This window comes from Pseudomonas hunanensis, assembly GCF_013393325.1.
GTDB lineage: Bacteria > Pseudomonadota > Gammaproteobacteria > Pseudomonadales > Pseudomonadaceae > Aquipseudomonas > Aquipseudomonas putida_P.
This window is the reverse complement of the sequence record NZ_QJRC01000084.1, coordinates 130564-144058: the sequence shown is the minus strand read 5'-3', so window position 1 is coordinate 144058 and position 13495 is coordinate 130564. Positions and strand designations below refer to the sequence as shown.

The 13495-nt window shown below is 60.3% G+C and carries 12 protein-coding genes; 9 read left to right on the top strand and 3 right to left on the bottom strand.

Translation table 11 applies throughout. From position 1 onward, the window contains the following. The first annotated feature begins 203 nt into the window (after nucleotides 1–203). The 7 genes from rnr (at nucleotide 204) to dnaB (ending at nucleotide 7365) form a co-directional block, all read left to right on the top strand. Nucleotides 204–2777, top strand: a complete 2574-nt coding sequence (gene rnr / locus DM807_RS11790) for a ribonuclease R (protein WP_060494313.1) — start codon at nucleotides 204–206, stop codon at nucleotides 2775–2777. Continuing rightward, on the top strand, nucleotides 2774–3520 hold the full coding sequence (gene rlmB / locus DM807_RS11785) for a 23S rRNA (guanosine(2251)-2'-O)-methyltransferase RlmB (protein WP_060494312.1): 747 nt from the start codon (nucleotides 2774–2776) through the stop codon (nucleotides 3518–3520). Before rnr ends, rlmB begins: the two co-directional genes overlap by 4 nt. 285 nt (nucleotides 3521–3805) lie before the next feature. Next, on the top strand, nucleotides 3806–4231 hold the full coding sequence (gene rpsF / locus DM807_RS11780; RefSeq protein ID WP_003249557.1) for a 30S ribosomal protein S6: 426 nt from the start codon (nucleotides 3806–3808) through the stop codon (nucleotides 4229–4231). 28 nt (nucleotides 4232–4259) lie between these two features. Further along, nucleotides 4260–4490 (top strand): 30S ribosomal protein S18, encoded by a 231-nt coding sequence (gene rpsR / locus DM807_RS11775; protein ID WP_003249563.1) that lies wholly within the window; start codon nucleotides 4260–4262, stop codon nucleotides 4488–4490. Nucleotides 4491–4523: 33 nt separating this feature from the next. Further along, nucleotides 4524–5387, top strand: coding sequence for a hypothetical protein (locus DM807_RS11770; RefSeq protein ID WP_179027404.1), 864 nt, complete (start codon nucleotides 4524–4526; stop codon nucleotides 5385–5387). Between the two features lie 20 nt (nucleotides 5388–5407). After that, entirely contained in the window at nucleotides 5408–5854 is a 447-nt protein-coding gene (gene rplI, locus DM807_RS11765) for a 50S ribosomal protein L9 (RefSeq protein WP_012274445.1), read from the top strand. 113 nt (nucleotides 5855–5967) lie between these two features. Then, nucleotides 5968–7365: a replicative DNA helicase gene (gene dnaB, locus DM807_RS11760; RefSeq protein ID WP_012274444.1), complete on the top strand. Its 1398-nt coding sequence runs from the start codon at nucleotides 5968–5970 to the stop codon at nucleotides 7363–7365. Between the two features lie 42 nt (nucleotides 7366–7407). Here dnaB and DM807_RS11755 read toward each other — a convergent pair whose 3' ends face one another. Beyond that, nucleotides 7408–8346: an RHS repeat-associated core domain-containing protein gene (locus DM807_RS11755; RefSeq protein WP_060514284.1), complete on the bottom strand. Its 939-nt coding sequence runs from the start codon at nucleotides 8344–8346 to the stop codon at nucleotides 7408–7410. Between the two features lie 476 nt (nucleotides 8347–8822). Between DM807_RS11755 and DM807_RS11750 the strand changes: the two genes are divergently transcribed. Continuing rightward, nucleotides 8823–11123, top strand: coding sequence for a YgiQ family radical SAM protein (locus DM807_RS11750; protein ID WP_041166605.1), 2301 nt, complete (start codon nucleotides 8823–8825; stop codon nucleotides 11121–11123). Nucleotides 11124–11166: 43 nt separating this feature from the next. On the opposite strand, the gene DM807_RS11745 is transcribed toward DM807_RS11750, so the two are convergent. Continuing rightward, nucleotides 11167–11754 (bottom strand): cytokinin riboside 5'-monophosphate phosphoribohydrolase, encoded by a 588-nt coding sequence (locus DM807_RS11745; RefSeq protein WP_179027403.1) that lies wholly within the window; start codon nucleotides 11752–11754, stop codon nucleotides 11167–11169. A 349-nt stretch (nucleotides 11755–12103) separates the two neighbouring features. On the opposite strand from DM807_RS11745, the gene azu reads away from it, so the two are divergent. After that, nucleotides 12104–12553: an azurin gene (gene azu / locus DM807_RS11740; protein ID WP_008099951.1), complete on the top strand. Its 450-nt coding sequence runs from the start codon at nucleotides 12104–12106 to the stop codon at nucleotides 12551–12553. 114 nt (nucleotides 12554–12667) lie between these two features. Here azu and nadE read toward each other — a convergent pair whose 3' ends face one another. Next, on the bottom strand, nucleotides 12668–13495 hold the full coding sequence (gene nadE / locus DM807_RS11735; RefSeq protein ID WP_060494309.1) for an ammonia-dependent NAD(+) synthetase: 828 nt from the start codon (nucleotides 13493–13495) through the stop codon (nucleotides 12668–12670).

Sequence of the window (13495 nt, the reverse complement as noted above, 5' to 3'; positions counted from 1 at the left end):
TTGTGGTGCGCACTATACGGACGCTCCCCAAGGCTGTAAAGCCCCCAATCAAAAAAAAATTCAAAAAATTCAACTTGTTGATTCCACAGGCCTATTACGGCTGTCTATGCACTGCAGCGGGGGCTGTCCAAGGCAGACATTTCCGGTTTCAATACGCCTATGCCAGAATTCCTATCTATATACCCCAAGGTGAACCCCTTCTGATGGCCGATTGGCAATCCCTCGATCCCGAGGCCGCTCGCGAAGCGGAAAAATACGACAACCCCATTCCCAGCCGTGAGCTGATCCTGCAGCGCCTCGCCGACCGTGGCGAACCCGCTGCCCGCGAGGAGCTGGCGAAAGAGTTTGGTCTGTATGAGGAAGACCAGATCGAAGCCCTGCGCCGCCGCCTGCGTGCCATGGAGCGCGATGGCCAGCTTATCTATACCCGGCGCGGCACTTATGCCCCGGTGGACAAGCTGGACCTGATCTGCGGCCGTATCTCCGGCCACCGCGACGGTTTTGGTTTCCTCATCCCCGATGATGGCAGTGATGACCTGTTCCTTGGCCCGTCGCAGATGCGTCTGGCCTTCGATGGCGACCGCGCGTTGGCGCGGGTTTCCGGCACAGACCGCCGTGGGCGCCGTGAAGGGGTGATCGTCGAGGTCATTTCCCGCGCCCATGAGAGCGTGGTCGGTCGCTATTTCGAAGAAGGCGGCATTGGCTACGTGACGCCGGACAACCCGAAGATCCAGCAGGAAGTGCTGGTGACCGCCGGGCGTAACGGCGGTGCCAAGATCGGTCAGTTCGTCGAAATCAAGATCACCCACTGGCCAACCCCGCGCTTCCAGCCGCAAGGCGATGTGGTCGAGGTCATCGGTAACTACATGGCCCCAGGCATGGAAATCGACGTAGCCCTGCGCAGCTACGACATCCCGCACGTCTGGCCTGCTGATGTGGTCAAGGAAGCACGCAAGTTCCGCTCCGAAGTCGAGGAGAAGGATAAAGAGAAGCGCGTCGACCTGCGCCATCTGCCGTTCGTCACCATTGATGGTGAAGACGCCCGCGACTTCGACGATGCCGTTTATTGCGAGCCCCTGGGCAAGCTGCGCCTGTTCTCCGGTGGCTGGCGTCTGTACGTGGCCATTGCCGACGTTTCCAGCTACGTGCGCCTGGGCTCGGCCCTGGATGTCGAAGCCCAGCAGCGCGGCAACTCGGTGTACTTCCCCGAGCGTGTGGTGCCGATGCTCCCCGAAGAGCTGTCCAACGGCCTGTGCTCGCTGAACCCGCATGTCGACCGGTTGGCCATGGTTTGTGAAATGACCATGAACAAAGCCGGCCAGATGGTCGACTATCAGTTCTACGAAGGCGTGATCCACTCTCACGCCCGCCTGACCTACAACAAGGTCAGCAGCATGCTCGAGCACGCCCGTACCCGTGAGGGCAAAGCGCTGCGCGAAGAGTACAAGGAAGTCGTGCCGGACCTGAAGAACCTGTACAACCTGTACAAGGTGCTGGTGGATGCGCGTCATACGCGTGGTGCCATCGACTTCGAAACCCAGGAAACCCGCATCATCTTCGGTGACCAGCGCAAGATCGCGGAAATTCGCCCGACCGTACGCAATGATGCCCACAAGCTGATCGAGGAATGCATGCTGGCGGCCAACGTGGCCACCGCCGAGTTCCTGCAGAAGCATGGCGTGCCAGCCCTGTACCGCGTGCACGACGGCCCGCCGCCGGAGCGCCTGGAAAAGCTGCGCGCCTTCCTGGGTGAGCTGGGCCTGAGCCTGCACAAGGGCAAGGACCCGTCGCCGAAGGACTACCAGGCTCTGCTGGCGAGCATCGCCGGGCGCCCGGACTTCCACCTGATTCAGACCGTCATGCTGCGCTCGCTGAGCCAGGCGGTGTACAGCACCGAGAACAACGGCCACTTTGGCTTGAACTACGAGGCGTACACCCACTTTACCTCGCCGATCCGCCGTTACCCGGACCTGCTGGTGCACCGCGCCATCCGCAGCATCATCCGTTCCAAGGTAGATACCCCGCACGTCAAGCGTGCCGGTGCCATGAGTATCCCCAAGGCGCGTATCTACCCGTACGACGAAAACACCCTGGAGCAACTCGGCGAACAGTGCTCGATGACCGAGCGCCGGGCCGACGAGGCCACCCGTGACGTGGTCAACTGGCTCAAGTGCGAGTTCATGAAGGACCGTGTGGGCGAGACGTTCCCGGGTGTGATCACTGCGGTGACCGGCTTCGGCCTGTTCGTCGAGCTGACCGATATCTATGTGGAAGGCCTGGTGCACGTCAGTGCGCTGCCGGGCGACTATTACCACTTCGACCCGGTGCATCACCGCCTGTCCGGCGAGCGCACAGGGCGCAGCTTCCGCCTGGGCGACACCATCGAAGTCAAGGTCATGCGCGTCGATCTGGACGAGCGCAAGATCGACTTCGAAGTGTCGGACAAGACCCTCGCCGCACCGATCGGCCGCAAGCAGCGCGGCGCCGCACAGGCTACCGAAAAGGCCGAGCAGCCGCCGGTTGCCGAAGCGAAAGCCACGCCCAAGCCGCGCAGCCGCAAAAGCGAAGCGTCCGAAGCGTATTTCCCCAAGGATGCTGTGCAGCGCAATGCTGAAGTGCGTAAAAGCCGCGAGATGAAAAAAGCCCTGATGACCGACGCGCGCAGCAGCGCTGGCAGCAAGGCGGAAAAAGGTGGCAAACCGTCCGGCAAACCGACCAAGCACCGTAAAGGCCCGCCGAAGTCCGGCGCGCCACGCAAGAGCAAGAGCAAGTCATGAGTCAGCTGGAAAAGATCTACGGCGTGCACGCCGTGCAGGCATTGCTGCAGCACCATCCAAAGCGGGTCAAGCAGATCTGGCTGTCGGAAGGGCGCAGCGAGCCACGCCTCGAAACCTTGCTGGCGCTGGCCGCGGAGAACCGCGTGCCGGTCGGCCAGGCCGAGCGCCGTGAGTTGGATGCCTGGGTAGAGGGCGTGCATCAGGGCGTGGTCGCCGAGGTGAGCCCGAGCCAGGTATGGGGCGAGTTGATGCTCGAGGAGTTGCTCGAGCGCACTGAAACGCCGCCGCTGATCCTGGTGCTGGACGGTGTCACCGATCCGCACAACCTTGGCGCTTGCCTGCGCACGGCCGATGCGGCGGGTGCCACGGCAGTGATCGTGCCCAAGGACAAGTCTGCAACGCTGACGCCGGTTGTGCGCAAGGTGGCATGCGGTGCGGCGGAAGTGATCCCGCTGGTGGCCGTGACCAACCTGGCGCGTACCCTGGAAAAGCTGCAGCAGCGTGGCTTGTGGGTAGTGGGTACCGCTGGCGAGGCCGAGCAGGAGATCTACCAGCAGGACCTGACCGGCCCCCTGGTGATGATCATGGGCGCAGAAGGCAAGGGCATGCGCCGTCTCACCCGCGAGCATTGCGATTTTCTGGTGAAATTGCCGATGGCTGGCAGCGTCAGCAGCCTGAACGTGTCGGTTGCGACCGGGGTTTGCCTGTTCGAAGCGGTGCGTCAGCGTCAAGCCAAGCGCTGATCTTCAGCCAGTTCCACCGTCTTCGCGAGCGCGCCCGCTCCCACTGGTTCACTGTTGCCTTTGGCAATGCGGATTGCTTGTGGGGGCGGGCGCATTCTGAATATGTTTCAGGCTGTTCAAATATTCACCAATTGCCTTGCTTGTGCGCCCCGCCTTCTCTACAATTGCGCCCCTTGCCGAGCTGGCAGGCGCTTATGTGCCTCCCCTCCGTGCAAGACATACAGTGTCATTCACTCCTTGTCTGACCAGATTCGCTGGCAGACTACTAACCCGTAAGGAGCATTCATGCGTCATTACGAAATCATCTTCCTGGTTCACCCGGACCAGAGCGAGCAAGTCGGCGGCATGGTTGAGCGTTACACCAAGCTGATCGAAGAAGACGGTGGCAAGATCCACCGCCTGGAAGACTGGGGCCGTCGTCAACTGGCCTACGCAATCAACAATGTTCACAAGGCTCACTACGTGATGCTGAACGTTGAGTGCACCGGCAAGGCCCTGGCCGAGCTGGAAGACAACTTCCGCTACAACGATGCCGTTATCCGTAACCTGGTCATCCGTCGCGACGAAGCCGTTACCGGCCAGTCCGAGATGCTGAAGGCTGAAGAAAACCGCAGCGAGCGCCGTGAGCGTCGTGAGCGTCCTGAGCATGCTGACTCCGCCGAAGGCGACGACAGCAATGACAGCGACTCCAGCGATAACGCTGACGAGTAATCCACGGACCTTTAGAGGAGCCTATTAAATGGCACGTTTCTTCCGTCGTCGTAAATTCTGCCGCTTCACTGCTGAAGACGTGAAAGAGATCGACTTCAAAGATCTCAACACCCTGAAAGCTTACGTATCCGAAACCGGCAAGATCGTTCCAAGCCGTATCACCGGTACCAAAGCTCGTTATCAGCGTCAGCTGGCTACCGCTATCAAGCGCGCCCGCTTCCTGGCCCTGCTGCCCTACACCGACAGCCACGGCCGCTGAGACCGGGTCGTCGACAAGCAGTAAGGGATTAGCATGCGAGCGTTAGCAAGTTTCATCATGCGCGGTCGTGTGCAGGCCACCCTGGTGGTGGTCATCAGCGCGGTACTGCCGCTGCTGTTCTGGTTGAGTGCCGCTGCCTGCAGCCTTGTGCTGCTGCGGCGTGGGTTCAAGGATGCTACAACGGTCATCGCCGGCGGCCTGCTGGCCGGGCTGGCCGTATGGGTCATGGGCGATCCCATCACCTTTTTGGTGATTGCGGGTGCTGTGGCCTTGGCCGCCCTGTTGCGTGCCGAGCATCCCTGGAGCCGTGTGTTGCTGGTCAGTGCCGTGTTCGCCGTGGCTTTCAGCCTCGTGCTCGATCTGGCGCTGGCGCAAACCTTCGATGTGCTGGCCAAGGCGTTTGCCGAAGCCATGCCGAAAATCGAGGGGCAGCCGGTGCTCTCCGGTGAGCTGATCCGCCCTGTGCTGGTCGCTTCCACAGCAGTGACGGTGCAGTTGTTCAGTGTGCTGGCCTTGGTGCTGGCGCGCTACTGGCAGGCAGCGTTGTACAACCCTGGAGGCTTCGGTCGCGAGTTTCGCGCGCTGAAGTTGCCGAAACAGACCATGGCGGTCTTGGTGGCAGTGATGGTGGTGGCCCCGTTCATCGGGCCGCAGTTCATCATCCTGGCATCGGCCTCAAGCCTGGTTCTGGTGCTGGCCGGCATCGCTTTGATACATGGGCTGGTGGCACAGGGCCGACTGGCTGGTTTCTGGCTGGTGGGCATGTACGTGACGCTGCCGCTGATCATGCAGCTGATTTACCCCTTGCTGATGGTTTTGGCCATTGTCGACAGCCTGATTGATTTTCGCGGTCGCAAGTCCCCCAAGGGGAATGACTCCGCGAACGGTGAAGGTTAAAAGTTAAGAGGTTTTACCAAATGGAACTGATCCTGCTGGAAAAAGTCGCTAACCTGGGCAACCTGGGCGACAAAGTAAAAGTTAAGGCTGGTTACGGCCGTAACTTCCTGCTGCCATTCGGCAAGGCCACCGTTGCCAACGCCGCCAACCTGGCTGCGTTCGAAGAACGTCGCGCCGAGCTGGAAAAAGCAGCTGCTGACAAGAAATCGTCGGCTGAAAGCCGTGCTGCCCAACTGGCCGAGCTGGAAGTGACCATCACTGCCACCGCTGGCGACGAAGGCAAGCTGTTCGGTTCGATCGGCACCCACGACATCGCTGACGCCCTGACCGCCTCCGGCGTAGAAGTGGCCAAAGCTGAAGTTCGTCTGCCGAACGGCACCATCCGTCAGGTTGGCGAATACGACGTAGCCGTGCACCTGCACAGCGACGTTGAAGCCACCGTACGTGTGGTCGTCGTAGCTGCCTAAGCTGCGCTAACTGGCTGGCTCCTTGCGAGTCAGGCGGTTAACATCGGGCACGGTCCTGTTTTTTACAGGCCGTGCCCTTTGTCTTTTTCATCCTCCAGAATTCTTTCGTGGCCATGAACGAGATCACCACCTCCGAACAGCTAGACCTGCAAACCGCAGCCCTGAAGGTACCGCCGCATTCCATCGAGGCCGAACAGGCCGTGCTCGGTGGCCTGATGCTGGACAACGATGCCTGGGAGCGGGTGCTGGACCAGGTGTCGGATGGTGACTTCTACCGGCATGACCACCGGCTGATCTTCCGCGCCGTGCACAAGTTGGTCGATGCCAACCAGCCATTCGACGTGGTGACCCTGCACGAGCAGTTGGACAAGGAAGGCCTGTCCTCGCAGGTAGGCGGCCTGGCGTACCTGGCCGAGCTGGCCAAGAACACCCCGTCGGTGGCCAACATCAAGGCCTACGCCGCGATCATTCGCGAACGGGCTACGCTGCGCCAGTTGATCAGTATCAGTACCGACATCGCCGACAACGCGTTCAACCCCCAGGGGCGCAACGCTGCAGAGATTCTCGACGATGCCGAGCGGCAAATCTTCCAGATCGCCGAGGCTCGGCCAAAAACCGGTGGCCCGGTAGGCGTCAACGAGCTGTTGACCATGGCCATCGACCGTATCGATACGCTGTTCAACTCCGACAGTGATATCACCGGTATCTCTACCGGGTACACCGACCTGGACGAAAAAACCAGCGGCCTGCAGGCTGCCGACTTGATCATCGTCGCCGGCCGTCCGTCGATGGGTAAAACCACCTTTGCCATGAACCTGGTTGAGAACGCCGTGCTACGCAGCGAAAAGGCGGTGCTGGTGTTCTCCCTCGAAATGCCAGGTGAATCGCTGATCATGCGTATGCTTTCGTCCCTTGGCCGTATCGATCAGACCAAGGTCCGTTCCGGCCAGCTGGACGACGACGACTGGCCACGCCTGACCTCGGCAGTCAACCTGCTTAACGACCGCAAGCTGTTCATCGACGATACCGCCGGCATCAGCCCGTCTGAAATGCGTGCGCGTACGCGGCGCTTGGCGCGTGAGCACGGTGAAATCGGCATGATCATGGTCGACTACCTGCAGCTGATGCAGATCCCGGGCTCTTCGGGTGATAACCGCACCAACGAGATTTCCGAAATTTCCCGCTCGCTCAAGGCCCTGGCCAAGGAATTCAACTGCCCGGTCATCGCCCTGTCGCAGCTGAACCGCTCCCTGGAACAGCGCCCAAACAAACGCCCGGTGAACTCCGACTTGCGTGAATCCGGTGCAATCGAGCAGGACGCCGACGTGATCATGTTCGTGTACCGCGACGAGGTGTACCACCCCGAGACCGAGCACAAGGGCGTGGCGGAAATCATCATCGGTAAACAGCGTAACGGCCCTATTGGCTTTGTGCGCCTGGCGTTTATCGGCAAGTACACCCGCTTCGAGAACCTCGCACCGGGCATGTACAACTTCGACGACGACGAATGAGAAGAGTCGGTAGAGGCTCGCCTCGTTAGAGCGACTCAATGTTCAGGCGGTCCTGATCCGCTTCGATATCTCAGCCTGAATGTCGTCAGTGGCGTCTTGCTGCTTTCTACCTTTACCCGCTCGGGTCTTTGTCGATGTCATTCCATGGTGCGGCAGCACCCTTTGTTTCTCTACAATGTATTCGTTGCCTTGACGGCGCTCCACGACTGCAACTGTGGTCGCGTAGCCAGAAACTTGAAACTTTGTAAGGGCGCTTAGGTCGCTGATATATGAGCTGCCGGTAAGCGGGTCGGGGAAAGCTGTGTCACATGCAAGTACATGAATTTGCCTGTTGTGCAGCTGGATATTGCGGCTTGTCAGTGCCTTGAAAGTGCGTGTTGCATCGTAAATATTGGTGCCGTCAGCACCTATCACGCCTGGAGCGCCATGGGCGCTGATATACAGGGTGGGTAATTTTCCGTCCGGTCGTTCTTGCCCAGTAAAAACAACAATTCCGTCGAACTCCGCCACGATAGGTCCGCGATAGGTCTTGTTGACGAATAGCTTACGAATGAACTCGAAAGCGTGCCCCGTCGGATCACGGCGGTTGATCGGGTCGCAAAGAGCAAATGAGTAGGTATTCAACCCTCCTTTTGCGAATGGGCTGTCGCTGTCTGGACTGTTGAAACGCATGAGATGAGGGTTGTAAGCGCGGTAGCCATTTCCCAGCAGGTAATGGCCGGTGACCAGATCCTCAAGCTCGCCTTTGAAGGCAGGTATTTGTCCGTGGTCGACCCTAGCGCCGTATGCACTGAAGGTCAGCTGGGTGCGGCCGTTTTGGTCAAGTGTGCAAGAGGGTGAATTGGACATTTCACTGCCGATCAAGCGGCTGTGATTTTCCTGGTGCGTGGTAAGGGTGCCTGGCCCTGCATTGAATATACGGGTGAATCCACGGCCATCCAGCAATAGGGTTGGGCGATGAGACGCGTAGAATATTTTCATCACTTGCTTCCTGGGTTGGGTGTTTCCTAAATGCTAGGTGGGCCAGGAAGTTGATGAAACTGGCAACATTGCCAGATCATTCGAGGGAGATCAGCCGGCCATTGCAGTCGGATTAGGTCAAAATTTGTGCTATATCCCGCACCTGCTAGTTCCTATTACATCAGAGCCGGTTATCTGTTAGTACACCCGCTTCAATAACTTGGCGCCGGGTATGTATAACTTCGATGATGAATAAAGCCTGTTTTCGTGTAGCAGCGCGTAATTCACTGGGTTAGCAGGGACACCTCTGGGAGCGGCTTCAGTCGCGAAGAATCCAGCGCGGAGGATGGCACCGCCTGCGCCGGTGATCGCCGACACCCCGCGCCCCCAACTGTCGTCCCAGCTCATCAATCCCCACGAATCCAGTCGGATTTGGTCAAAATTTGTGCTATATTCCGCGCCCGCGATTTCCCTGCACACCAGAACCGGTCACTGACATGCAAGCAGCCAAACCACTCTACGACTATCCCAAGTACTGGGCCGAATGCTTCGGGCCAGCACCTTTCCTGCCGATGAGCAGGGAGGAGATGGATCTGCTCGGCTGGGATTCCTGCGACATCATCATCGTGACCGGTGATGCCTACGTCGACCACCCATCGTTCGGCATGGCCATCATCGGCCGTCTGCTGGAGGCCCAGGGCTTCCGCGTGGGCATCATCGCCCAGCCGAACTGGCAGTCGAAAGACGACTTCATGAAGCTCGGCGAGCCGAACCTGTTCTTCGGCGTGGCCGCCGGCAACATGGACTCGATGATCAACCGTTACACCGCAGACAAGAAGATCCGTTCCGACGACGCCTACACCCCAGGTGGCCTGGCCGGCAGCCGTCCGGACCGCGCCAGCCTGGTGTACAGCCAGCGCTGCAAGGAAGCCTACAAGCATGTGCCGATCGTGCTCGGCGGCATCGAGGCTTCGCTGCGCCGCATTGCCCACTACGACTACTGGCAGGACAAGGTTCGCCATTCGATCCTGATCGACGCCAGCGCCGATATCCTGCTGTTCGGCAACGCCGAGCGCGCGGTGGTCGAAGTGGCCCAGCGCCTGTCCAACGGCGAGAAGATCGAGACCATCACCGACGTGCGTGGCACCGCCTTCGTGCGCCGTGATACACCACAAGGCTGGTACGAAATCGACTCCACCCGTATCGACCGCCCGGGCCGCGTCGACAAGATCATCAACCCGTACGTGAACACCCAGGACACCCAGGCCTGCGCCATCGAGCAGGCCAAGGGCGACCAGGAAGACCCGAACGAAGCCAAGGTGGTGCAGATTCTCGACAGCCCGAGCGTGACCCGGGAAAAGTCGGTGATCCGCCTGCCGTCGTTCGAAAAGGTGCGTAACGACCCGGTACTTTACGCCCACGCCAACCGCGTGCTGCACCTGGAGACCAACCCAGGCAACGCCCGCGCACTGGTGCAGAAGCATGGCGAAGTGGATGTGTGGTTCAACCCGCCACCCATCCCCATGAGCACCGAGGAAATGGACTACGTGTTCGGCATGCCTTACGCCCGTGTGCCGCACCCGGCCTATGGCAAGGAGCGCATCCCGGCCTACGAAATGATCCGTTTCTCGGTGAACATCATGCGTGGCTGCTTTGGTGGCTGCACCTTCTGCTCGATCACCGAGCACGAAGGCCGCATCATCCAGAACCGCTCGCACGAATCGATCCTGAACGAGATCGAAGAGATGCGCGACAAGGTGCCGGGCTTCACCGGCGTGGTCTCCGACCTTGGCGGCCCGACTGCCAACATGTACCGCATCGCCTGCAAGAGCCACGACATCGAGAAGCACTGCCGCAAGCCGTCGTGCGTGTTCCCGGGCATCTGCGAAAACCTCAACACCGACCACAGCTCGCTGATCGAGCTGTACCGCAAGGCCCGTGCCTTGCCGGGTGTGAAGAAGATCCTGATCGCCTCCGGCCTGCGCTACGACCTGGCGGTGGAATCACCGGAGTACGTCAAGGAGCTGGTGACCCACCACGTTGGTGGTTACCTGAAGATTGCCCCGGAGCACACCGAGCGTGGCCCGTTGGACAAGATGATGAAGCCGGGTATCGGCACCTACGACCGCTTCAAACGCATGTTCGAGAAGTTCTCGAAGGAAGCGGGCAAGGAGCAGTACCTGATCCCGTACTTCATCGCCGCCCACCCAGGCACCACCGACGAAGACATGATGAACCTGGCCCTGTGGCTGAAGGGCAACGGCTTCCGCGCCGACCAGGTGCAGGCGTTCTACCCGTCACCGATGGCGTCGGCTACGGCCATGTACCACTCGGGCAAGAACCCGCTGCGCAAGGTGACCTACAAGAGCGAAGGGGTGGAGATCGTCAAGAGCGACGAGCAACGCCGCCTGCACAAGGCGTTCTTGCGCTACCACGACCCGAAAGGCTGGCCAATGCTGCGTGAAGCGCTGGAGCGCATGGGCCGCGCCGACCTGATCGGGCCGGGTAAGCACCAACTGATCCCGCTGCACCAGCCGCAGAGCGATACCTACCAGAGCGCGCGCCGCAAGAACTCGACGCCGGCGGGTAGCCACAAGGTGGGCAAGGACCAGAAGATCCTGACCCAGCACACCGGTCTGCCGCCGCGTGCCAGCGATGGCAGCAAGCCTTGGGACAAGCGTGAGAAGGCCAAGGCCGAAGCGTTTGCCCGAAACGAGAAGGCGGCCAAGGAGCGCAAGGAAGCGGCCAAGGGTGGCAAGGGCAACAAGAAGCCACGTCAGCCTGTTATCCCGCGCTGATCGATCCATGTTGGGACCGCAAAGCGGTCCCAACATCTCAAGGTCAATCAGGCTTCTTGTCGACCCACTTCGGCGCCGCCGGCGCTACGAAGCTGTCCATGCCATTTAGCAGCTCATCTGGCTGCTGCGCCAGCAGCAACATCGCCCGGTGCTGCGGCCGCACAAAGCCTTCTTCGACGATATGGTCGAGGAAGCCGCCCAGCTTGTCGTAGAAGCCATTCACATCGAGCAGCCCCAGCGGCTTGGCGTGATAGCCCAGCTGCCCCCAGGTCCACACTTCGAACAACTCCTCCAGCGTACCGAGCCCGCCCGGCAAGGCAATGAAGGCATCGCTCAGCTCGGCCATGCGGGCCTTGCGCGCGTGCATGCCATCAACCACTTCCAGGCGAGTCAGGCCCTTGTGGCCGACTTCAGCGTCCAGCAGGCTCTGCGGGATGATTCCCACCACTTCGCCACCTGCTGCCATGGCAGCGTCAGCCACCACACCCATCAGGCCAACGGCGCCGCCGCCATACACCAGCGTCAGCCCACGACGCGCAATGGCCTGGCCAAGCGCGACGGCCGCTTCACGGTAGGCGGGGTTGGCGCCGATGCTGGCGCCGCAGAACACACAAACGGAACGTACGGGCATTGCTCATCTCCTGTCACTCAGGTGCACAGGGTACGGTGCATGTCCGTCGCTTCCAAGGCCGCTTTCACTCCGGCCGGGAGAATTCGCAGATGGCGCCGGTGGCTCCATGGGCGTAGGCAGCGAGCAGGCTATTCAGGAAGTTGGAGATGGGCATTTGGTATTGCTCCTAAATGAGAGGTTGTCCCATCGTCCAATAAAAGGGCATGATGTGCCCTTAGATTGGTTGTATACAATCCATTGAACAATTCTACTGGCTGGCCACTTGACACCCCCTTGACCCATATCAGCAAGGGGCTGAACGGGTTCAGGCAGTCTCGCAATTGATAAAACCCTGCCAAGGAGATTCATGATGTTTGCGAAAGCTGTAGCGGTATCCCTGCTGACCCTCGCCAGCGCCTCTGTCTTCGCCGCCGAGTGCTCGGTAACTGTCGAATCGACGGACCAAATGTCCTATACCACCAAGGAATTCACCGTCGACAAGAGCTGCAAGGAATTCACCGTCAAACTGACCCACTCCGGCAACCTGCCGAAGAACGTCATGGGCCACAACCTGGTGATCAGCAAGACTGCCGACATGCAGGGCATTGCTACCGAAGGCATGAGCCAGGGCATTGAAAAGGGCTACCTGAAGGAAGATAACGCCAACATCATCGCCCACACCGCGATGATCGGTGCGCCAGAAAAAGAAACCGAAGTGAAGTTCGACACTTCCAAGCTGGAAGCCGGTGGTGACTACAGCTTCTTCTGCACCTTCCCGGGCCACATCTCGATGATGAAAGGCAAGGTCATCGTCAAGTAACGATAGCGCTGCAGGGCTTTCGGGCCTATTCGCGGGCACGCCCGCTCCCACAGGTACACCACAAGGTTCAGCTTGCGTGGTGTATCTGTGGGTGCGGGCGTGCCCGCGAAGCTTTCATGGGGCGAACGGCAGTTCGCGCTTGTGCTGGGTCTTGCGGTAGGTGGCGACGATGATGTCGAACGCTGCCTGGTCAACCGGCTGCCCATGCAGGAAGGCATCGATCTGCTGGTAGGTCACGCCATGCGACGCTTCGTCCGGCTTGCCCGGCTCCAGGTCTTCCAGGTCCGCCGTCGGCACTTTCTCCACCAGTGACTCCGGTGCGCCGAAGCTGCGTGCAATCGCTCGCACCTGGTTCTTCACCAGCCCGCTCAGCGGCGCCAGGTCGCAGGCACCATCACCAAACTTGGTGAAGAAGCCCATCACCGCCTCGGCAGCGTGGTCGGTACCGATCACCAGGCCTGCGCGGGCGCCAGCGATGGTGTATTGGGCGACCATGCGCGTACGCGCCTTGACGTTGCCGACCACGAAGTCCACCAACGTCGGCGAGCCGTTCTTCAACTCCACCACTTCAGCCGCCAAAGCCCGTACCGCCGGGGCAATGTCCACGGTGTGCACTTCATCGGCCTTGATCACGTCCAGGCAGGCCTGGGCGTCATGCTCGTCATGTTGCACCTGGTACGGCAGGCGCACGGCTATGAAGGTGTAGGCCTTGTCGCCGGTCTCGGCGCGCAACTCGTTGATGGCGCGCTGGGCGAGCAGGGCGGCAGTCAGCGAGTCGACGCCACCGCTGATGCCCAGCACCAGGGTCTTGAGCCGGGCGTTGGCCAGGCAGCCCTTGATGAACGCCACGCGCCGGGCAACTTCGGCCTCAAGCGCTGCAGCGTCGGCGAACGGCGGCTGTACCTTCAGCGCCTGGGCAATCTCTTGCTGAACCGCTTGCAT